The sequence below is a fragment of the Amycolatopsis sp. NBC_01480 genome (assembly GCF_036227205.1).
GTDB lineage: Bacteria > Actinomycetota > Actinomycetes > Mycobacteriales > Pseudonocardiaceae > Amycolatopsis.
The window spans coordinates 5,087,659-5,107,074 of the sequence record NZ_CP109442.1 but is presented as its reverse complement, the minus strand read 5'-3'; the positions used below and the strand labels follow the sequence as shown (position 1 = coordinate 5,107,074).

At 71.7% G+C, this 19,416-nt stretch carries 20 protein-coding genes; 13 read left to right on the top strand and 7 right to left on the bottom strand.

The window, feature by feature from the left end; translation table 11 throughout:
- The first annotated feature begins 60 nt into the window (after positions 1-60).
- From OG371_RS24490 to OG371_RS24465, 6 genes are all read left to right on the top strand, one after another.
- The gene (locus OG371_RS24490) at positions 61-1,122 is read left to right on the top strand and encodes a sensor histidine kinase (protein WP_329057400.1); all 1,062 of its coding nucleotides are present in this window, start codon (positions 61-63) and stop codon (positions 1,120-1,122) included.
- The gene (locus OG371_RS24485) at positions 1,119-1,874 is read left to right on the top strand and encodes a LytR/AlgR family response regulator transcription factor (protein ID WP_329057399.1); all 756 of its coding nucleotides are present in this window, start codon (positions 1,119-1,121) and stop codon (positions 1,872-1,874) included. The genes OG371_RS24490 and OG371_RS24485 overlap by 4 nt, the downstream gene beginning before the upstream one ends.
- Before the next feature lie 52 nt (positions 1,875-1,926).
- A complete protein-coding gene (locus OG371_RS24480) occupies positions 1,927-2,286 on the top strand; it encodes a hypothetical protein (RefSeq protein WP_329057398.1) in 360 nt (119 codons plus the stop codon).
- Between the two features lie 180 nt (positions 2,287-2,466).
- Positions 2,467-4,212 carry a sodium/solute symporter gene (locus OG371_RS24475; RefSeq protein WP_329057397.1) on the top strand — a complete coding sequence of 582 codons (1,746 nt, stop codon included), beginning with the start codon at positions 2,467-2,469 and terminating at the stop codon, positions 4,210-4,212.
- 72 nt (positions 4,213-4,284) lie between these two features.
- The gene (locus OG371_RS24470; RefSeq protein WP_329057396.1) at positions 4,285-4,644 is read left to right on the top strand and encodes a DUF485 domain-containing protein; all 360 of its coding nucleotides are present in this window, start codon (positions 4,285-4,287) and stop codon (positions 4,642-4,644) included.
- A complete protein-coding gene (locus OG371_RS24465; protein ID WP_329057395.1) occupies positions 4,641-6,272 on the top strand; it encodes a solute symporter family protein in 1,632 nt (543 codons plus the stop codon). Before OG371_RS24470 ends, OG371_RS24465 begins: the two co-directional genes overlap by 4 nt.
- 54 nt (positions 6,273-6,326) lie before the next feature.
- Here OG371_RS24465 and OG371_RS24460 read toward each other — a convergent pair whose 3' ends face one another.
- Both OG371_RS24460 and OG371_RS24455 read right to left on the bottom strand, forming a co-directional pair.
- Positions 6,327-7,067 (bottom strand): isocitrate lyase/PEP mutase family protein, encoded by a 741-nt coding sequence (locus tag OG371_RS24460; RefSeq protein ID WP_329057394.1) that lies wholly within the window; start codon positions 7,065-7,067, stop codon positions 6,327-6,329.
- Positions 7,064-7,528 (bottom strand): carboxymuconolactone decarboxylase family protein, encoded by a 465-nt coding sequence (locus OG371_RS24455; protein WP_329057392.1) that lies wholly within the window; start codon positions 7,526-7,528, stop codon positions 7,064-7,066. Before OG371_RS24455 ends, OG371_RS24460 begins: the two co-directional genes overlap by 4 nt.
- Positions 7,529-7,574: 46 nt before the next feature.
- On the opposite strand from OG371_RS24455, the gene pdxR reads away from it, so the two are divergent.
- Entirely contained in the window at positions 7,575-8,960 is a 1,386-nt protein-coding gene (pdxR, locus tag OG371_RS24450; protein ID WP_329057391.1) for a MocR-like pyridoxine biosynthesis transcription factor PdxR, read from the top strand.
- A 29-nt stretch (positions 8,961-8,989) separates the two neighbouring features.
- On the opposite strand, the gene OG371_RS24445 is transcribed toward pdxR, so the two are convergent.
- Positions 8,990-9,733, bottom strand: a complete 744-nt coding sequence (locus OG371_RS24445; protein WP_329057390.1) for a peptidylprolyl isomerase — start codon at positions 9,731-9,733, stop codon at positions 8,990-8,992.
- 135 nt (positions 9,734-9,868) lie between these two features.
- On the opposite strand from OG371_RS24445, the gene OG371_RS24440 reads away from it, so the two are divergent.
- Entirely contained in the window at positions 9,869-10,894 is a 1,026-nt protein-coding gene (locus OG371_RS24440; RefSeq protein ID WP_329057389.1) for a trypsin-like serine peptidase, read from the top strand.
- A gap of 101 nt (positions 10,895-10,995) precedes the next feature.
- Here the strand turns inward: OG371_RS24440 and meaB are convergent, their stop codons facing one another.
- Entirely contained in the window at positions 10,996-11,961 is a 966-nt protein-coding gene (gene meaB, locus OG371_RS24435; RefSeq protein WP_329057387.1) for a methylmalonyl Co-A mutase-associated GTPase MeaB, read from the bottom strand.
- 105 nt (positions 11,962-12,066) lie between these two features.
- A complete protein-coding gene (locus tag OG371_RS24430; RefSeq protein ID WP_329057386.1) occupies positions 12,067-13,254 on the bottom strand; it encodes an acetyl-CoA C-acetyltransferase in 1,188 nt (395 codons plus the stop codon).
- Positions 13,255-13,404: 150 nt separating this feature from the next.
- Between OG371_RS24430 and mce the strand changes: the two genes are divergently transcribed.
- Positions 13,405-13,869: a methylmalonyl-CoA epimerase gene (gene mce, locus OG371_RS24425; RefSeq protein WP_329057384.1), complete on the top strand. Its 465-nt coding sequence runs from the start codon at positions 13,405-13,407 to the stop codon at positions 13,867-13,869.
- A gap of 123 nt (positions 13,870-13,992) precedes the next feature.
- On the opposite strand, the gene OG371_RS24420 is transcribed toward mce, so the two are convergent.
- Positions 13,993-14,577, bottom strand: coding sequence for a TetR/AcrR family transcriptional regulator (locus OG371_RS24420; RefSeq protein WP_329057383.1), 585 nt, complete (start codon positions 14,575-14,577; stop codon positions 13,993-13,995).
- A gap of 31 nt (positions 14,578-14,608) precedes the next feature.
- Entirely contained in the window at positions 14,609-14,977 is a 369-nt protein-coding gene (locus OG371_RS24415; protein ID WP_329057382.1) for an SPW repeat protein, read from the bottom strand.
- Between the two features lie 200 nt (positions 14,978-15,177).
- Here OG371_RS24415 and ccrA point away from each other — a divergent pair, with 200 nt between their 5' ends.
- The 4 genes from ccrA to OG371_RS24395 all read left to right on the top strand — a co-directional run bounded on the left by ccrA (position 15,178) and on the right by OG371_RS24395 (position 19,414).
- A complete protein-coding gene (ccrA, locus tag OG371_RS24410) occupies positions 15,178-16,518 on the top strand; it encodes a crotonyl-CoA carboxylase/reductase (protein WP_329057381.1) in 1,341 nt (446 codons plus the stop codon).
- 102 nt (positions 16,519-16,620) lie between these two features.
- Complete coding sequence (locus OG371_RS24405; RefSeq protein WP_329057380.1) at positions 16,621-17,790, top strand: chromosome segregation protein; 1,170 nt, start codon at positions 16,621-16,623, stop codon at positions 17,788-17,790.
- 58 nt (positions 17,791-17,848) lie between these two features.
- Positions 17,849-18,298 (top strand): universal stress protein, encoded by a 450-nt coding sequence (locus OG371_RS24400; protein WP_329057378.1) that lies wholly within the window; start codon positions 17,849-17,851, stop codon positions 18,296-18,298.
- Positions 18,299-18,301: 3 nt separating this feature from the next.
- Positions 18,302-19,414, top strand: coding sequence for an adenylate/guanylate cyclase domain-containing protein (locus tag OG371_RS24395; RefSeq protein ID WP_329057377.1), 1,113 nt, complete (start codon positions 18,302-18,304; stop codon positions 19,412-19,414).
- Positions 19,415-19,416 lie beyond the last annotated feature (2 nt).

The window sequence follows — 19,416 nt, the reverse complement described above, 5'->3', positions numbered from 1 at the left end:
TCACCGCATTCGGGGCTAGGATCTACTCCCCCAGACACCGTCGCCGAGGGGAGGCCGCCGATGACCGAGGGTGCGCGCCTGCCCTGGCGGCCCGCCCCGGCCGGCACCGCCACCGCGTCCGTGCTCGCCGCGGCCAGGAAGGCCTCCGACGAGCTGATGGACGGGCTCACCGGCGTCCGCGCGCGCCGGGCCACCCACGGGTTGCGGCGGCTGTTCGGCTTCGCCGGGCTCGGCCTCACGGACCTCTCGGGTTCACTGCTGTGGTCCGGGCGGCCGGGCGCCGATGAAGCCGTCGCCCAGGTGCTGGACGAGGTGCTGCACAGCGAGGAGCCGGTGTCCGCGGGCGGGGTGGCCGCGGTGCCGCTGCACGTCCACGACGAGCTGGCCGGCGCGTTGCTGGTGCTCGGCGATCCGCCCGGCGGCGTCCTGCGGCAGGCAGCCGACGTTGTCGTGCAGGCGCTCGAACGCGGCCGGCTGGAAGCCTCCGCCGACCAGGCCGCGCAGGCCGAGCTGCGGGCGCTGCGAGCGGAGATGTCGCCGCACTTCGTGTACAACGCGCTGACGGTGATCGCGTCGCTGGTTCGCGACGAGCCGGACCGCGCGCGCGACCTGATGCTGGACTTCGCGGACTACACGCGCTACAGCTTGGCGCGCCACGGCGAGTACACCGTGGTGGCCGAGGAGTTCCGCGCGGTGGAGACGTACCTGGCGCTGCAGCGCGCGGTGCTCGGCGAGCGGCTGCGGGTCCAGGTGCGGGTGGCGCCGGAGGTGCTGGCCGTCGCGGTGCCGTACCTGGTGCTGGAGCCGCTGGTGGAGAACGCGATCCGGCACGGCATCGAGCCGCGGTCCGGCGCCGGGCTGGTCCAGGTGCACGGGCAGGCGGAAGGGAACGACTGCGTGATCAGCGTGGAGGACGACGGCGTCGGCATGGACCCGGCGCTCGCGGCGGACATCCTCGCCGGGCGCGTGGCCGACGGCGCCGGGCTCGGACTGGCCAATGTGGACAAACGGCTTCGCAACGTCTACGGCGCCTGGTACGGGCTGACCGTCGAAACCGGACTCGCTGTCGGCACCCGGGTGATCGTGCGGGTGCCGCGGTTCCAGCCGGGGGTGCTGCCGTGAGCGGGCTGCGGGTGCTGGCCGTCGACGACCTGCCGGGGGCGCTGGCCGAGCTGTGCCGGATGCTGCGCGAGGCGCCGGAGGTCGGGGAGGTCGTCGGCGCCGGCGACGCGCTGCAGGCGGTGAAGCTGTTGCAGGCCGACCGGTTCGACGCGGTGTTCCTGGACATCTCCATGCCCGGGCTCGACGGCCTGGAGCTGGCTTCGCTGCTGGCAAAGCTCTCGGAGCCGCCGGTGATCGTGTTCGTGACGGCGCACGACGGCCACGCCGTGGCGGCGTACGGCATCGGCGCCGTGGACTACCTGCTGAAGCCGGTCCGCACCGAACGGCTCGCGGCGGCGCTGGCGAAGGTGCTGCGGATGGTCCCGAGCAGCGGTCCCCGCCCCACCCCCGACGCGATGGCCGCGCTGCCGGTCGACTCGGGCGGCCGCACCCGGTACGTCCGCCGCGACGACGTCCTGTTCGTCGAGGCCCACGGCGACTACGTCCGCCTGCACACCCGTGGCGGCGTCCATTTGGTGCGCATGCCCATCTCACGGCTGGCGGAATACTGGGAGGGCACCGGTTTCACCCGCGTGCACCGCGGTTTCCTGCTCGCCGTCGCCGGGGTGCTGGAGCTGCGCAGCGACTCGGCGGGCGGGCTGCTGGCGCACACCGAGGCCGGTGACGTCCCGGTCAGCCGCCGCCACGCCCGGGACCTGCGCGACCGGTTATTGGAAGCGGCGCAACGAGGTCAGCTGGGATCGGACTCGTGAGTGGCAATTACGGTTCTAACCGGTCTAAACACTCACGAGTCCTGGTGACGGCATGAGCCGCACCCGACGGGTCGCCGTCACGAGCCCGCAGACGCGACTGGCCCGGTCGCGTCGGCAGGCGCGCGGGCGTTGGCGCATGCCCCGCCTGCAAGTGGCCGACGCCGAGCGCGCGGCCGTCCTCTACCGCGCCCAGCGGCGGCGCGGGATCCCCGCCCTGGTGGCGATGTTCGTGCTCGTGCTGGGACTGCCCGTGGTCTTCGCGGCGGCGCCGGGGCTCGACAACGTCCGGTTGTGGGGAATCCCGTTGTCCTGGTTGATGATCGCGCTGCTGCCGTACCCGGTGATGGTCGCGCTGGCCCGCTGGCAGCTCCGCCGGGCCGAGGACGCCGAGCGCCCCGAGGACGAGCAGTGACGCCCCCGCCCGGAGCGCCCCAATGCCACATTGGTTGCGCCCAGCGCACCGAACGCCACATTGGGTGCGCGAAATGCGGGCTGGGCGCGGAGCGTCTCCGTTGAGGGCGGCGGTGGGGCAGGGCTGGAGCACCGAACGCCACATTGGGGCGCATCCCGCGAACCCGGCCGGAGCGCGGTAGTGGACATCGCGTTCGCCGTCGCGCCGGTGGTGCTCGTGACGCTGCTCATCGGCGTGCGCGGGGTGGCCGCGATCCGGACGACGTCCGACTTCCTCGTCGCGTCAAGGCGAATCTCGCCGTTCGTCAACTCGGCCGCGGTGTCCGGCGAATACCTGTCCGCCGCGTCGTTCCTCGGGGTGGCCGGGCTGGTGGTGAAGGACGGCGTCGGCGCGCTCTGGTATCCGGTCGGGTTCACCGCGGGGTACATCGCGATGCTGGTGCTCGTCGCGGCTCCCATGCGGCGTTCCGGCGCGTTGACCGTGCCCGACTTCGCCGAGGCGCGCCTGGCCTCGCCCGCGTTGCGGCGGCTGGCCGCGGTGGTGGTGCTGGTGATCGGCACGATCTACGTGGTCCCGCAGTTCCGCACGGCCGGGCTGGTGCTCACCGCGGTCGGCGGCACGCCGTACTGGGTCGGCGTGGTCATCGCGGGCACGGCCGTGAGCGTCACTCTCGCGCTCGGCGGGATGCGCGCGGCGACGTACGTGCAGGCGTTCCAATTCTTCCTGAAGCTGGTGCTGTTCCTCGTCCCCGCGCTCTGGCTCGTGCTGCACGTCGGCGCGGCGGACCGCGAAGCCGCGCTCAACCCGGTGGAGTTCACGCACTTCGGGCGCGAGACCCCGGTCGAGTTCCAGGCCGACGTCACGCTGGAGCTGCGCGAGCCGACCACGCTCGTCACCGCCGGCCGGCCCAGCACCCTCCCGCCCGGGGAATTGACCGCGCACAGCGGGGAAAAGCTGGTGTTCGCCGCGGGCGCGCCGGTCCCGGCCGTGCGCGGCGGGGCGGCGCTCGGCGGGCCGGACTGGCAACGGCCGCTGCTCGACCTCGACGACCAGGGTTACCCGCTGCTGGGCACCTGGGCCGTGCTCATCGCCACCATGCTCGGCACGATGGGCCTGCCGCACGTGCTGATGCGCTTCAACACCAGCCCGGACGGCCGCGCCGCCCGCCGCACCGCGGCCATCACCGTCGCCCTGCTCGGCGTGTTCTACCTCTTCCCTGGCATTTACGGCGTGCTCGGCCGGGTGCTCGTGCCCGAGCTGTACCTCTCCGGCGCCACCGACACCGTGGTCGTCGCCCTCCCCGCGCAGGTCGACCACGGCTGGGCCGGCCAGCTGTTCACCGCGCTGCTGACCGCGGGCGCGTTCGCCGCGTTCCTCGCCACGTCACTCGGCCTGCTGCTGGTGATGTCCGGCGCGCTCGCCTACGACCTGATGTCCGGCGGCCTTCGCCGGCTGCGCGTGACGGTGGTGTTCGCCGCCGTCGCGATGGTCCTGCTCGCGCTCCCCTCGGCGGGCCTCGACGCCGGGGTGCTGGTGACGTGGGGCTTCACCGTGGCCGCCTCGACCTTCTGCCCGTTGCTGGTGCTCGGCATCTGGTGGCCGCGGCTCACCGCGGCCGGCGCGATCGCCGGGGTGCTGGCCGGGCTGCTCGGCTCGTCCGGCTCGATCCTGTTCTCGCTCACCGGGCCGGCGCTGCACGGCTGGGTGGCGATCTTGGTGGCGCAACCGGCACCCTGGTCGGTACCACTCGCGTTCGGTGTGATGGCCGTGGTCTCGCTGCGCGGCCGGCCGCCGTCCTGGGCCGGGGCGGCGATGCTCCGGCTGCACCTGGACGAGCGCGAGCGCGGTCCGGGGCCGCCCCATTCGACGGCGCCCGCGTACCGCTCGTCAACCGTTCGTCGTGTCGCCCGGCGTTTGAGCCGCTGACGGTTCCTCCCGCCGCGTCCGCTTCCTTACTGTGGCCCGGACCACATTCGCAGCGTCGCGAGGGAGAAGCCCATGACCGCAGGCGAAACCGACGTGACCGGCGGGCCGCCGGACGCGGACTGGGAGCAGGTGCAGCAGAGCGCGGAATTCCGTGAGCTGCGCGGGCGGCTGCGCCGGTTCGTCTTCCCGATGGCCGGGCTGTTCCTCGCCTGGTACCTGCTGTATGTGCTGCTGGCGGACTACGCGCACGGGTTCATGAGCACCAAGCTGGCCGGGAACTTCACCGTCGGCCTGCTGTTCGGCCTGCTGCAGTTCGTCTCCACGTTTGTCATCACGGGACTGTATGTCCGCTACGCCAACCGGAAACTGGACCCGCTGTCCGACCGGATCCGCGCGGACATCGAGTCGCCGGCCGGGAAGGAGTCCGAATGAGCACGCTCGCGGCCGGCGTCGAGGGCAGCAACCCGACGCTGAACATCATCATCTTCGCGGTGTTCGTGCTGATCACGCTCGTGATCGTGTTCCGCGCGAGCCGCAACAGCCGAACCGCCTCGGACTACTACGCCGCCGGGCGCGCGTTCACCGGCCCGCAGAACGGCATCGCGATCTCCGGCGACTACCTCTCGGCCGCGTCGTTCCTCGGCATCGCCGGCGCCATCGCGGTCTACGGCTACGACGGTTTCCTCTATTCGATCGGCTTCCTGGTCGCCTGGCTGGTGGCGCTGCTGCTGGTGGCGGAGCTGCTGCGCAACACCGGCCGGTTCACCATGGGCGACGTGCTGGCGTTCCGGATGAAGCAGCGGCCGGTGCGCGCCGCCGCGGCCATCTCGACGCTGGTGGTCTCGTTCTTCTACCTGCTGGCGCAGATGTCCGGCGCGGGCGGCCTGGTCGCGCTGCTGCTGGGCATCGAGGGCAAGGCCGCGCAGTCCGTGGTCATCGCCGTGGTCGGCGTGATCATGATCGCCTACGTGCTGATCGGCGGCATGAAGGGCACCACCTGGGTGCAGATCATCAAGGCCGCGCTGCTGATCATCGGCGCGCTCGTGATGACGCTGTGGGTGCTCGGCAAGTACGGCTTCAACTTCTCCGACCTGCTGCAGGGCGCCGTGGACAAGGCGGGCAAGGCCGGTGAGACGCTGCTCGGGCCGGGCAAGCAGTACGGCGCCACCGGAACGTCCAAACTGGACTTCTTCTCGCTCGGCATCGCGCTGGTGCTCGGCACCGCGGGCCTGCCCCACGTGCTGATGCGCTTCTACACCGTGCCCACGGCGCGCGACGCCCGCCGCTCGGTGGTCTGGGCGATCGTGCTGATCGGCGTGTTCTACCTGTTCACCCTGGTGCTCGGCTACGGCGCCGGCGCGCTGGTCGGGCCCGAGGAGATCAAGGCCGCGCCCGGCGGCGTCAACTCGGCGGCGCCGCTGCTGGCACTGAACCTCGGCGGCCCGGTGCTGCTGGGGCTGATCTCCGCCATCGCGTTCGCCACGATCCTCGCCGTGGTGGCCGGGCTGACGATCACCGCTTCGGCCTCGTTCGCCCACGACGTGTACGCGAACGTCATCAAGAAGGGCAAGACCACGCCGGGCTCGGAGGTCCGGGTCGCGCGGATCACCGCGCTGGTGATCGGTGCCGTCGCCATCCTCGGCGGCATCCTGGCCAACGGGCAGAACGTCGCCTTCCTGGTGGCGCTGGCCTTCGCCGTCGCCGCTTCGGCGAACCTGCCGACCATCCTGTACTCGCTGTTCTGGAAGCGGTTCAACACCCAGGGCGCGCTGTGGAGCATCTACGGCGGGCTGATCATCACTCTAGTGCTGATCATCTTCTCGCCGGCGGTCTCCGGGAAGCCGATCGACGCGAAGACGGGCAAGAGCGCGTCGATGCTGCAGGGCGTGGACTTCCACTGGTTCCCGCTGGACAACCCGGGCCTGGTCTCGATCCCGATCGCGTTTTTCCTCGGCTGGCTCGGGACTGTGCTGTCGAAGGAGCACAACGCGGCGAAGTACGCGGAGATGGAGGTGCGGTCCCTGACCGGCGCGGGCGCCGAGAAGGCCACCGACCACTGACCCACAGACTCGTGAGTGGCTATGACGGTTCTAACCGTCATAGCCACTCACGAGTCAATAAGGCAGCCGTCCCTCGGTTATGCCGCCGAGGACGTCCTGCAGCACTCCGCGCAAGTGCCGCCACAGCCCCGTGCCCAGGGAAATCCGCGCCACCCCCAGCTCGGCGAGCGCGGCAAGCCCCGGCCCGCCCGGCAGTGCGGCCGCATTCACCGGACCACCGACCTGGCGGACGAACTCAGCGAGCAATTCGGGCGAGCGCACCAGGATCGGGTACACGCAGTCCGCGCCCGCCTCGAGGTACGCGCGGCCGCGGGCCACGGCGTCGTCGAACACCGCCGCTTCGTCGGGAGCGCCGATGAACGCGTCGACCCGCGCGTTCAGCACCAGCTCGTCACCCGCGGCCTTGCGCAGCTCCGTGACGCGCGCGGCCTGCTCGACGATCGGCCGAAGGCCACCGCCGGTGTGGTCGGTGTCCTCGTAGTTGCAGCCGGCCACGCCGATCTCCAGCAGCCGCCCCGCGAGGTCCGCCGGCGCCAGGCCGTAGCCGGACTCGGCGTCGACGGTCACCGGCACGGACACCGCGGCGACGATCCGCGCGGCGGCGGCGAGCATGTCGTCCACCGGCGCGGCCTCGCCGTCCGGGTGGCCGAGCGCCGCCGCGACGGCCGCGGAACTCGTTGCCACCACGGGGAAACCGGCCTCGACGACCAGGCGCGCGGAATCGGCGTCCCAGGCGTTCGGCAGCACCAGTGGGCGCCCCGGCACGTGCAGCGCCCGCAGTGCGCCGGCGCTCACGCGCTGCGGTCCGGCAGCGGCGAGTGGCTGGGGACCGCGATGCGGTTCCACGAGTTGATCGTGATGATCGCCCACGCGACCACCCGGTACTGCTCTTCGGTGAACACCCGGACGGCCTCGGCGTAGACGTCCTCGGGCACGTCCTTGGTGTCGGCGATCCGGGTCATCGACTCGGTCAGCGCCAGCGCCGCGCGCTCCTGCTCGGTGTACAGCTCGGCTTCGCGCCAGGCTTCGAGCACGAAGATCCGCCGGGGCGATTCGCCCATCCCGATGGCGTCGTGGGTGTGCATGTCGAGGCAGAAGGCGCAGCCGTTGATCTGCGAGGTGCGGATCTTCACCAGCTCGAGCAGTTTCCCGTCGACCCCGGCGTTCGCGGCCGCCTTGTCGACCTCGCCTTGCAGGTGGGCCATGGCCTGGTAGATGCCGGGCACTCCGCGCCCGATCGCGATGCGTGTTGTCATGTCTCCGAGATTAGCTCGAACTGGTCCACGAGTATGGTCCAGTGTCATGGCGGAAACGTGGTCCAGTTCGGGCATCGACGTGCACCTCGGCTGGCGGCCGGAAACCGGCCGGACGGGGCTCGCGGACGCAATCCGCGCGGCCATCCGGTCCGGGCGCTGGCAGCCGGGCGCGGCGGTCCCGTCGACGCGTGCGCTGGCGGCCGACCTCGGCGTCGCGAGGGGGACCGTCACGCGCGTGTACGCCGACCTCGCCGCGGAGGGCTACCTGCACACCCTTCAAGGCGCGCCCACCCGCGTCGCGACGGCGGGGGCGCTGCCGCAGTCCGCGCCCCGGCCCGTCCCGCACGAGCCGGCGCCGCGCTGGGACCTGCGTCCGGGACGGCCGGACCTGACCATGTTCCCCCGCGCGGACTGGCAGGCCGCCACCCGCAAAGCCTTGCAGCACGCGGCCGCGGCCGACTTCGGCTACACGAATCTGCTGGGCGCGCCCGAGCTGCGGGCCGCCCTGGCGGGCTACATCTCGCGCAGCCGTGGCGTGCTCGCGGACCCGGAGCGAACCGTGGTGTGCTGCGGTTTCTCGCACGCCGTCGCGCTGCTTTCGCGGGTCCTGCGCGAACGCGGAGTGACCGAAACGGCCTTCGAGAACCCCTCGCTGAACATCTACCGCGACATCGCCGCCGCGAACGGGCAGCGGATCCGGCCGGTGGACGTCGACGCGCAGGGGCTGCGAGTGTCCGAACTGGACAGTCCCGCGGTCGTGGTCACCGCCGCGCACCAGTACCCGCTGGGCGTCGCGCTCGCGCCCGAGCGGCGGGCGTCGCTGACCCGCTGGGCCGCGAAGACCGGCGCGATCGTCATCGAGGACGACTACGACGGCGAGTTCCGGTACGACCGCCAGCAGGTCGGCGCGCTCCAGGCGCTGGCGCCCGAGCACGTCGTCTACGCGGGCACGGCCAGCAAAACGCTCGCGCCCGCGCTGCGGCTGGCCTGGCTGGTGCTGCCGCGGGCGCTGGTCGAGCCGGTCCGCGCGGCGATGTTCGACAGCGGCGCGCGGCCGCCCCTGATCGACCAGCTCGCGCTGGCCGAGCTGATCACCTCCGGCGCCTACGACCGGCACGTCCGCCGGACCCGCACGGAGTACCGGGCCCGCCGCGACCGGCTGCTGGCCGCGCTGCCCGGCACCGTCCGTCCACAAGGGATCGCCGCCGGGCTGCACCTGCTGCTCATGCTGGACCGCCCGTCGAGCCCGAGCGAGGCCGAGGTGCTGGCCGCGTGCCGCCGCCGTTCGATCGGCGTCGAGGGCCTCACCCAGTGGTGGCACGGCGAACGCGGGCCGGGCGGGCTGATCGCCGGGTACGGCGCCCCGGCCGGCCACGCGTTCGCGGGTGCCACTCAGGCCCTGGTCGAGGCCCTGTGGGAGGTCACTTCCTGAGCCTGGCTCGCCTCGCCTTCAAGACCGGCTCAGCCGCAGAAGATGCAGAGCGGGAGGACGTGGCGCAGTTCGGTGGTGAGCACCGGCGTGCCGTCGACGGGGGTGGTGCCCGGCGGGGTGTCCGCGTCCGGCTTGATGCCGCCCGCGGCGACCTTGTCCAGCGTGCGCAGGCCGGCCGCGCCGACCGTGCCGAAGACGGTGTAGTTGGGCAGCAGCGTGGAATCGCCGTAGACGACGAAGAACTGCGAGCCGTTGGTGTCCGGGCCGGCGTTCGCCATGGCCAGCAGGCCGCGGGAGTAGATCCGGCGCTTACCCGTCGGGTCGTTGGGCGCGGGCGGCAGCGTCGTGGGCAGCTCGTCGCCGAACTTGTAGCCGGGGCCGCCCTCGCCGGTGGCCGACGGGTCGCCGCACTGCAGCACCTTCAGCGTCGGGTACGCGGTGAGCCGGTGGCAGGTGGTGAAGTCGTAGAACCGCTGGGTCGCCAGGTGCACGAAGCTCTGCACGGTGCACGGGGCCTGCGCGCGGTCCAGCCGCAGCGGCAGCGAGCCCTGGCTGGTGGAGACCAGCACGTCGACCTTGCCGTGGTCCGGGGTGTGCCGCGGGTCCGGCGGCAGCGAGACCGGCCGGACCGCGGGGTCGTCCGGCGTCTCGGTGTACTGGCACGGGCCGTGCGTGACCTTCGGCGGCGCCGTGACGGTGGCCGCGGTGGCCGCGGGCGTGACCGCGGCGAACAGCGCACCGACCGCCAGCGCGGTGACCAGGAGTCTCTTCATGTGATGCCTTTCCGATGATCCCCAGTAGCAGGCCCGCAGTATAGGAACGCCCGCGCCGGCGCGGCAGCCCGCGAAAGTCGCGGATGCTGACCGGACCCTGACCGGCGCCTGACAACCGCTCCCTAGCGTGCCGGTATGTCGATCATCCGCCTCCGCCCTGTGCAGTTCGCCGCCGCGCTCTCCCTGCTCCCGGTGTTCCTAGTGGGAGCCGTGACCCCTGCCTTCGCCGACTCCGCCGAAGTCGCCACCAGCGACCTCGCCGTGACGCCCGCCCAGCAGCAGGCCGTACTCGATTACTGGACCCCCGAGCGGATCAAGGCACTCACGCAGCCGTCTTCGGGCAACCCGCCGAAAGCCGCCGCCGACGGCGCGCCCTGGACCGGCCCGGCCGCCACCTTCGGCCGGCTCTTCTTCACCGACCACGGCGAGGACTCCAGCTGCACCGCGACGGTGGTCCGCAGCGCCAACCGCAGCACGGTCGTCACGGCCGGGCACTGCGTCGAGAACACCGACCTGCTGGGCGAAAACCACGCCTGGAACGCCAATTCCCTGTTCATCCCCGGCTACCACGACGGGCAGGCGCCGTACGGGAAGTTCGTCGGACGCCTCGGCGTCGCCGACTCGACCTGGCTCGCGAACGACCAGCAGCACGCGGCGAAGTTCGACGCCTACGACCAGGCCTTCGTGGCGCTCAACCCCAATGAAGCGGGCCGACGCGTCGAAGACGCCGTGGGCGCGTCACAGAACATCGCCTTCACCGCTCCGGGCGACGCCGACGTCTACCAGTTCGGCTACCCGCGCGCCGCATCCGACCCGGCGCGCGAAGGCCTGCCCGAGTACATCGGCGAGCGCCTGGCGTTCTGCCACGGCCCGGCGAAGCACTACCCGGGCACCGCGGACAACCCCGATTCGCCCGACGAGTGGGGCACGGCCTGCGTCATGGGCGGCGGATCAAGCGGCGGCCCCCGTCTGCGGGACTTCGATCCTGGTACGGGGCTGGGCACCGTTGTCGGGGACAACACGCATGCCGGCTTCTTTGACGCCGCAGGGAAAGTCTGCCCGTCGGGTGCCACGGAGAACTGCACGCGGAACTTGGTGGGGCCGCAGTTCAGCACGGCGATCACCAAGCCGTTGTACGAACGGGCCCAGTCGGCTCAGTGACAGCGGCGCGGCTTCGATGTAGGTCTCTGAAGGCCACCTTGAGGGCATGTACGCCTCTGAAGGTGGCCTTCAGAGACCGCGGCAACAGCCAAACCCGGCCGTCAATAACCCCGCAAGTCGGTGATCAGGGCCTCCGCCGCTGCGAAGGGGTCCAGTTCGCGGGCGACCACGAGGTCGGCGAGGTCGGCGAGGCGGTCGCCGTCGCGGAGGTCGGCCAGTTCGGCGCGCAGGCGGCGCAGGGCGATGGCCTCCACCTCGTCGCGGGCCCGGGCCGAGCGGCGGCGGGCGAGTTCGCCGTGGGCCGTCAGCCAAGCGTGGTGCGCGTCCAGCGCCGCGACGACCTCGGCGGCGCCCTCGCCCTTCGACGCGATGGTCCGCACGATCGGCTGGCGCCAGCTCGGGCCGCGCAGTTCGCGGCGGGCCAGGGAAATCATCTGCTTCAGGTCGTGCACGGTCGCCTCGGCGCCGTCGCGGTCGGCCTTGTTGACCACGAACACGTCCGCGATCTCCAGCACCCCCGCCTTCGCCGCCTGGATCCCGTCGCCCATGCCGGGCGCGAGCAGGACCACGGTGGTGTCGGCCAGCTTCACAACGTCCACTTCGGACTGTCCAACACCGACGGTCTCGATCAGCACCACGTCGAAGCCCGCCGCGTCGAGCACCCGCACGGCTTGCGGCGTCGCCCAGGACAGGCCGCCGAGGTGGCCGCGGGTGGCCATCGAGCGGATGAAGATCCCGGGGTCGGTCGCGTGCTCGGTCATCCGGATCCGGTCGCCCAGCAGGGCGCCGCCGGAAAACGGCGAGGACGGGTCGATCGCCAGCACCCCGACCCGTTTACCGGCCGAACGCAGCGCCGTGAGCAGCGCGGACGTCGATGTCGACTTGCCGACACCGGGCGGGCCGGTCAGGCCGATCACCCGCGCGGTGCCGGTGTGTGGCGTCAGCAGGCGGGCGATGTCCGCGACCCGCGGCGAGCCGTCCTCGACCAGCGAGATCAACCGGGCGACCGCGCGCGCCTGTCCTTCGCGCGCGCGGCCGACCAGTTCGTCGAGATCGGGTGCAGCCAAAGGCTTACCAATCCGATCGAAAAGCAGGCCCGACCAACTGGCGGCCGGCCTCGTCATGCCGATCGGCCGTGGCTGTCGGTCGGATTGGTATCAATGAAGCAGCCTTTACGCGGAAGGGACGCGCAGCAGCAGCGCGTCGCCCTGGCCGCCGCCACCGCACAGCGCGGCCGCGCCGAGCCCGCCACCGCGGCGGCGCAGCTCGTGCACCAGGTGCACGGCCAGGCGCGCGCCGGACGCGCCGATCGGGTGGCCCAGCGCGATGGCGCCGCCGTTCACGTTCACCTTCGCCGGGTCCAGGCCCAGCTTCTCGGACGAGACCACGCCGACGGCGGCGAACGCCTCGTTGATCTCGACCAGGTCTAGGTCGCCCACGTCCAGCTTCGCCTTGGCCAGTGCCTTGCGGATGGCGTTCGACGGCTGCTCGTGCAGTGACGCGTCCGGGCCGGCGACCACGCCGTGCGCGCCGATCTCGGCCAGCGGCGTGAGGCCCAGCTCCGCGGCCTTCTCCGGGCTGCAGACCACGACCGCGGCCGCGCCGTCGGAGATCTGCGACGAGGTGCCGGCCGTGATCGTGCCGTCGGAGGCGAACGCCGGGCGCAGCCGGGCCAGGCTCTCGACGGTGGTGTCGGCGCGGACGCCCTCGTCGGCGCTGAACAGCACCGGGTCGCCCTTGCGCTGCGGGATCGAGACCGGCGCGATCTCCTCACGGAAGAACCCGGCCTCGATGGCCGCCGCGGCGCGCTGGTGCGAACGCGCGGAGAACTCGTCCTGCTGCTCGCGGGTGATGCCGTAGCGGACGTTGTGCTTCTCCGTCGAGGCGCCCATGGCGACCTGGTCGAAGGCGCAGAACAGGCCGTCGTACGCCATGTGGTCGAGCATCGTCACGTCGCCGTATTTGAAGCCCGCGCGGGATTTCGGCAGCAGGTGCGGCGCCTGCGTCATCGACTCCTGCCCGCCGGCCACGATCAGGTCGAACTCGCCGGCCCGGATCAGCTGGTCGGCCAGCGCGATCGCGTCCAGGCCGGAGAGGCAGACCTTGTTGATGGTCAGCGCGGGCACGTCCATCGGGATGCCCGCGGCCACGGCCGCCTGCCGCGCCGGGATCTGGCCCGCGCCTGCGGTGAGGACCTGGCCCATGATCGTGTACTCGACGTCCTTCGGGGAGACGCCGGCGCGCTCCAGCGCCGCCTTGATCGCGAACCCGCCGAGCTGCGCGCCCGAGAAGTCCTTCAGCGAGCCGAGCAGCCGCCCGATCGGAGTACGGGCAGCGCCCACGATCACGGAACCGGACACGACGTCCTCCAAAGCATCAGTGCACTGGCAGTTCCCGTGACCATACCCGCGCGGCGAGGGCCGGGGCGCTTCTTGATTGAGCCAGTGTGAGGGGACGCACGTGCCGATTCAGGGGGCTTCACCAGCCGGTGGGCGCTTATTCTGCCGGGTATGAACGCAGAGTCCGCCCAAGCCGTGCTCAAGCCCTTCGTGACGGCCATCGACCACGTCGGCATCGCGGTGCCCGACCTCGACGCCGCGATCGCCTTCCAGACGGAGCACTTCGGCCTGGAAGTCGCGCACGAGGAGGTGAACGAGGAGCAGGGCGTCCGCGAGGCGATGCTGCGGGCCCCGGGCGCCGCGGGCACCGAGACGATGATCCAGCTGCTCGCGCCCCTGCGCGACGATTCGACGATCGCGAAGTTCCTCGGCCGCAGCGGGCCCGGGCTTCAGCAGCTCGCGTTCCGGGTGTCCGATGTGGACGCTGCCGCCGAGGCGTTGCGCGCGAAGGGGCTGCGCCTGCTCTTCGACGAGGCCAAGCGCGGCACCTCGGACAGCCGCGTGAACTTCGTGCACCCCAAGGACGCCGGCGGCGTGCTGGTCGAACTGGTCGAGCCGGCGGCCGCCGCGCACTGAGCTGGCTCTTGCGCCCCAATGTGGCGTTCGGTGCATGGAATCGAGGCTGGGCGCGGAGCGCCTCCGTTGAGGGTGGTGGTGGGGCAGGGCTGGAGCACCCAATGTGGCATTGGGGCGGAACCGTCAGTCGGCCGGGGCGGCCTTGCGGACCTTCGACGAGAGGGCGTTCGCGAGGAACGTCAGCTCGCCGTCGAATTCGGCCGGGCGGTCGTCGCGGGAATGGCGGGCCGTGGCGTGGCGGTGGCTGACCGCGCGGGCCAGCAGGCCTGAGGCGTTGTCGACGTCGGCGACCGCCAGCCGTCCGCCCGCGGCGCCCACGATCACCGAGTGGACCAGCCGCACCAGCTGCTGGAACCGGTCCGCGAGCGCCTCGCGGACCACGTGGTGGGTGTCGGCCTCGCGCCAGAGCAGGTGCGAGAGCCCGAGCGAGCCGGTGAACCGCCGGTCCAGCTCGACCACCAGCCGGCGCAGGCTGCCCGCCAGATCGCCGGGGACGACCACCGTGGCGGGCTCGATCTGCTCGTCCGGCAGCCGGTCCACGAGTGCGGCCAGCAGGTCGGCCTTGCGCCGGAAGTAGTAGTGCACCAGGCCCTTCGGCACCCCGGCGCGCTCCGCGATGCGGGACGTCGGGGTGGCCTCGAAGCCGGACTCGGCGAACAGCTCCTCAGCGGCGCTCAGGATCCGCTCTTTCGCCGAGTCCTCGGTCATGCCAGCTCCTTTGCTGCCAATACGCGTTCTTTCAGTGCTGCCCGGCCGTCCGGTGGGCGGCCTGCGCCACCGGCATCGCGGCCGCGCCGGCGATGATCGTCAGCGCGCCGGCCACCCAGGACGTCCACGACGCCCCGTTCAGCTCGGTGTACCCGATCACCCAGGGCGCGATGAACAGCAACACGCCGAGGACGATCTGGATCCCTTCGCCGTAGACCGCGCCGGGCGCGCCCAGCGACACCAGGCCGTCGATGGCGACCAGCGCGCCGAGGATCACCATCGTCCACATCGCCGCGTTGCTCGTGCTCAGCCAAAGGGGTGAAAGAGCGGCGACAACACCGATGACGACCTCGGCCCAGTCATGGGGCCGGGTCCAGGCGCGCGTCGAGACTTCACTCATTCGTGCTCACCTCCGCAGAGAACTCACTGTTCAGGAAGTTTCCTGACCCCGATTCTGCGCCTTGGTTGGCCAGCCGGTCAAGATCTGTGGGTCACACTTCGGGGTGTGCGGGTGCCCCTCGTCTCGTACAGTTGTGCCCGCGAGTTACTGGCGAGTAATTTCATCCGCCACGCCGCGACCCGCACCTTGTGGAGGTTCCGATGACGCAGCTCGACGAGATCAAGCAGGCCATCCTGACCGGCGACACCGCCGCCGTCGCCTCGCTTCCCGTGCCCGAGAGCTACCGCGGGGTGACGGTGCACGAGGACGAGGTGGCCATGTTCGACGGCCTCGAAAGCAAGGACAAGGACCCGCGCAAGTCGCTGCACGTCGACGACGTGCCGACCCCCGAGCTGGGCCCGGGCGAGGCGCTGGTCGCCGTGATGGCCAGCGCCATCAACTACAACACCGTGTGGACGTCGATCTTCGAGCCGATCCCCACGTTCAAGTTCCTGAAGAAGTACGGCAAGCTCTCGCCGCTGGCCAAGCGGCACGACCTGCCGTACCACGTGGTCGGCTCCGACCTGTCCGGCGTGGTGCTGCGCACCGGGGTCGGCGTGCACACCTGGAAGCCGGGCGACGAGGTCGTCGCGCACTGCCTGAACGTCGAGCTGGAGAGCCCGGACGGGCACAACGACACGATGCTCGACACCGAGCAGCGGATCTGGGGCTTCGAGACCAACTTCGGCGGGCTGGCCGAGATCGCGCTGGTCAAGGCGAACCAGCTGATGCCGAAGCCGGCCCACCTGACCTGGGAGGAGGCCGCCTCCCCCGGGCTGGTCAACTCCACCGCGTACCGGCAGCTGGTCTCGCGCAACGGCGCGGACATGAAGCAGGGCGACGTCGTGCTGATCTGGGGCGCCTCGGGCGGCCTCGGCTCGTACGCCACGCAGTACGCGCTGAACGGCGGCGCGATCCCGGTGTGCGTCGTGTCCAGCCCGGAGAAGGCCGAGATCTGCCGGAAGCTCGGCGCCGAGCTGATCATCGACCGCAACGCCGAGGACTACCGGTTCTGGAAGGACGAGCACGAGCAGGACCCGCGGGAGTGGCAGCGGTTCGGCGCGAAGATCCGCGAGCTGACCGGCGGCGAGGACCCGGACATCGTCTTCGAGCACCCGGGCCGCGAGACCTTCGGCGCGTCGGTCTACGCGGCGCGCAAGGGCGGCACGATCGTGACCTGCGCGTCGACATCGGGATACATGCACCAGTACGACAACCGGTACCTGTGGATGAACCTGAAGCGGATCGTCGGCTCACACTTCGCGAACTACCGCGAGTCGTGGGAGGCCAACCGGCTGATCTCGAAGGGGCTCATCCACCCGACGCTGTCCAAGGCCTATTCCCTCGAGGAGACCGGCCAGGCCGCGCTCGACGTGCACCGCAACGCGCACCAGGGCAAGGTCGGCGTGCTCGCGCTGGCGCCGGAGGAAGGGCTCGGCGTGCGCGACGAGGAACTGCGCGCCAAGCACCTCGACGCGATCAACGCGTTCCGTGGGGCCTGAACCCGGCTATCGGCCGATCACGTTCGCCCGCTCGGCGCACGTGTCGGCCGCACACCGTGGGGGCTCACCCGTCCGAGACCCCGTTGCGACTACGGTGGTCACATGAGCCTTGGCGAGGAACGGGAGCTTGTGCCGCTGGGAGCCGGCTTCGACGTGGCGAAGCGCGGGTACAGCCGAGCACAGGTCGACGAACATCTGGAACGGCTTGACGCCGACCTGAAGATGCTCACCGGAGACCGCGACGCCGCCATCGGACAGGCGGGCGACCTGGCGCGGCAGCTGGAGATCGCGCGCGGCGAGATAGCCGACCTGCGCGGCCAGGTGGACCGGCTGGCGCAACCGCCGACGAGCGTCGAAGGCCTGTCCGAGCGGCTTCAGCGCATGCTGCGCCTGGCGCAGGACGAGGCCGCGGACACGCGTGCCCGCGCCGAGGCCGAGGCCGGCCACATCCGGGCGAAGGCGGAGACGGACGCGAGCGCCATGCGCGCCCGTTACGAGCAGCTGCTCACCGAGCTCGACCTCCGGCGCAAGGAGATGGAGGCGGAGCACCGCAAGGTGCTCGAGGACGCCCGCGCCGAGGGCAAGGCGATCACGGACAAGGCCGAGGCCGAGCGCAAGAAGCTCGACGCGGAGTCCGAGGCCCGCCGCACGCAGGTCGAAGAGGACTTCGAGATCGCGATGGCGGCGCGGCGCACCGAGGCGATGCGCGCGCTGGCCGAGCAGGAGGCCGCGAGCAAGGCCGAGGCCGAGCGCCGGGTCCGCGAGGCGACCGAGGACGCCGCCGCGATCCGCGCGAAGGTGCTGGAAGAGGAGACCACGGCGAAGGCGGACATCGAACGCCGTCAGCGCGAGTCGGTCGCCGACGCCAACAAGCGCCGTCAGGACTCGATCACCGAGGCCAACGCCCGGCTCGCCGAGGCGGCCGACGAGGCCCGCCGCCGGGTGCGCACCGCCACCGACGAGTCGAACCGGCGGATCACCCAGGCGAACGAGCGCGTCGAATCGCTGCGCAACGTCCGGTCCAGCCTGGCCGAGCAGGTGCGCCAGGCCCGGACCGTGCTGGCCGAGGCGCACCACGTGCTCGGTGAGACCGACACGAACGTGCCCGCGGACATCAAGGCGTCACCCTCACCGGTGCCGGCCGCCGCGGCCGCGGGCAAGCCCTCGAACGGCGAGCACGAGACGGTCCGCCTGCGGGCCTCGGACGTGCAGAAGCCGAAGGCCCAGGCCCAGGCGTCACCGCGCCCGGCAGGGAAACCGACTGGCGAGTAACCTACGTCCCGACAAGGGGCGAGGACGCCCTTTCGCCGGGTCGCTGGGAGGTTCGCGGATGGCTGTGTATCGGACTGTGGTGGTGGGCACCGACGGGTCGGACTCGTCGTTCGCCGCGGTGGACCGGGCCGCCGGGGTCGCCGCCGACGCGGGCGCCACCCTCGTCGTGGTGTGCGCCTACTACCCGGCGAGCAAGCACGACGTCGAGCGCGCGCAGGACGAGCTGGGCGAGGAGTCGTACCAGGTCGTCGGCTCCGCGCCGGCCGAGGACACCCTCCAGAGCGCCCGTGACCGCGCGGCCAAGGTCGGCGCGAAGAACATCGAGACGGTGGCGCTGAAGGGCGAGCCGGTCGAGGCGCTGCGCAAGGTCGTGCACGAGCGCTCGGCCGACCTGCTGGTGGTCGGCAACCGCGGGCTCAACACCCTCGCCGGGCGGATCCTCGGCTCGGTGCCGTCGGAAGTGGCCCGCAAGTCGGGCGTCGACGTGCTCATCGTGCACACGACCTGAGCCGTGGCCCAGGACGATCTCCAGCAACGCCTCGAGCGGGTGCTGCTCGGCGGGCCGCGCAAGTACACCCGCCTGGACGTGGCCCAGAAGGCCGGCGTCCCCGAGGAACGCTCGCGGCGGCTGTGGCGGGCCCTCGGGTTCGCGACGGTGGACGACGACGAAACCGTGTTCACCGACGCCGACGTCGCGGCGATGCGCACGGCCGACCAGCTCGTGCAGTCCGGTCTGGTGGAGCAGCACCTCGAAGTCGCGGTGACGCGCGCGCTCGGCCAGCACCTCTCGCGGCTGGCCGAGTGGCAGGTGCACATGCTGTGGCAGCTGATCACCGAAAACCCCGAGCTGGCCCGCAGCGACCGTCAGGTGGCGCGCCTGGTGGAGCGGCTGCTGCCGGAGCTGGAGCAGGTGCAGAACTTCGTCTGGCGCCGGCATTTGGCGGCGTACGCGGGCCGCGCGTTCGCTTCCTCGGACGAGGACCTCGAGGCGCGCACGCAGATCGTCGGCTTCGTCGACATGGTCGGCTACACCCGGCTGACCCGCCAGATCGACGAGGACGAGCTGAGCCAGGTGCTGGACGCCTTCGAGTCGCTGGCCACCGAGGTCATCGCCGAGCACCACGGCCGCGTGGTCAAGATGATCGGCGACGAGGTCCTCTTCGTGGCCGACGAGCCCGCTGCGGCCGCCGAGATCGCGCTGACGCTGACCGAGCGGACCAGCGCCGCGCCGGACCTGCCGGCGGTGCGCGCGGGCATGGCGTCGGGCCGCATCCTGTCCCGCTTCGGCGACGTGTACGGCTCGGTGGTCAACCTCGCCGCCCGGCTCACCTCGGTCGCCCGCCCGGACACCATCCTGGTCGACCGCGAGCTGGCAGCTGCGCTCGAACCCTTGCCGGCGTACGAACTCCGCACCCGGCGGCCGGTGGCGGTGCGCGGGTACAACCGGCTGCGGCCGTCCGCACTGCGACGGGCCAAGGACGAGCCCTCGGGGATGTTCGCGTCTTCGCAGCAGCTGGCGGCGGAGATGATGGGGTTGCCGGAAAACGTCGAGGACACCGAAACCGCGGAAGCCGCCGCCGAGGATTTGACCGTCGGCTCGCGGAGGCGGCGCAGGCGGCGTTAAGC

Coding starts and splice junctions, on each gene's coding strand:
- OG371_RS24490 (WP_329057400.1), top strand. CDS start 61: ATGACCGAGGGTGCGCGCCTGCCCTGGCGGCCCGCCCCGGCCGGCACC.
- OG371_RS24480 (WP_329057398.1), top strand. CDS start 1,927: ATGAGCCGCACCCGACGGGTCGCCGTCACGAGCCCGCAGACGCGACTG.
- OG371_RS24470 (WP_329057396.1), top strand. CDS start 4,285: ATGACCGCAGGCGAAACCGACGTGACCGGCGGGCCGCCGGACGCGGAC.
- OG371_RS24465 (WP_329057395.1), top strand. CDS start 4,641: ATGAGCACGCTCGCGGCCGGCGTCGAGGGCAGCAACCCGACGCTGAAC.
- OG371_RS24455 (WP_329057392.1), bottom strand. CDS start 7,528: ATGACAACACGCATCGCGATCGGGCGCGGAGTGCCCGGCATCTACCAG.
- pdxR (WP_329057391.1), top strand. CDS start 7,575: ATGGCGGAAACGTGGTCCAGTTCGGGCATCGACGTGCACCTCGGCTGG.
- OG371_RS24445 (WP_329057390.1), bottom strand. CDS start 9,733: ATGAAGAGACTCCTGGTCACCGCGCTGGCGGTCGGTGCGCTGTTCGCC.
- OG371_RS24440 (WP_329057389.1), top strand. CDS start 9,869: ATGTCGATCATCCGCCTCCGCCCTGTGCAGTTCGCCGCCGCGCTCTCC.
- mce (WP_329057384.1), top strand. CDS start 13,405: ATGAACGCAGAGTCCGCCCAAGCCGTGCTCAAGCCCTTCGTGACGGCC.
- OG371_RS24420 (WP_329057383.1), bottom strand. CDS start 14,577: ATGACCGAGGACTCGGCGAAAGAGCGGATCCTGAGCGCCGCTGAGGAG.
- OG371_RS24415 (WP_329057382.1), bottom strand. CDS start 14,977: ATGAGTGAAGTCTCGACGCGCGCCTGGACCCGGCCCCATGACTGGGCC.
- ccrA (WP_329057381.1), top strand. CDS start 15,178: ATGACGCAGCTCGACGAGATCAAGCAGGCCATCCTGACCGGCGACACC.
- OG371_RS24405 (WP_329057380.1), top strand. CDS start 16,621: ATGAGCCTTGGCGAGGAACGGGAGCTTGTGCCGCTGGGAGCCGGCTTC.
- OG371_RS24400 (WP_329057378.1), top strand. CDS start 17,849: ATGGCTGTGTATCGGACTGTGGTGGTGGGCACCGACGGGTCGGACTCG.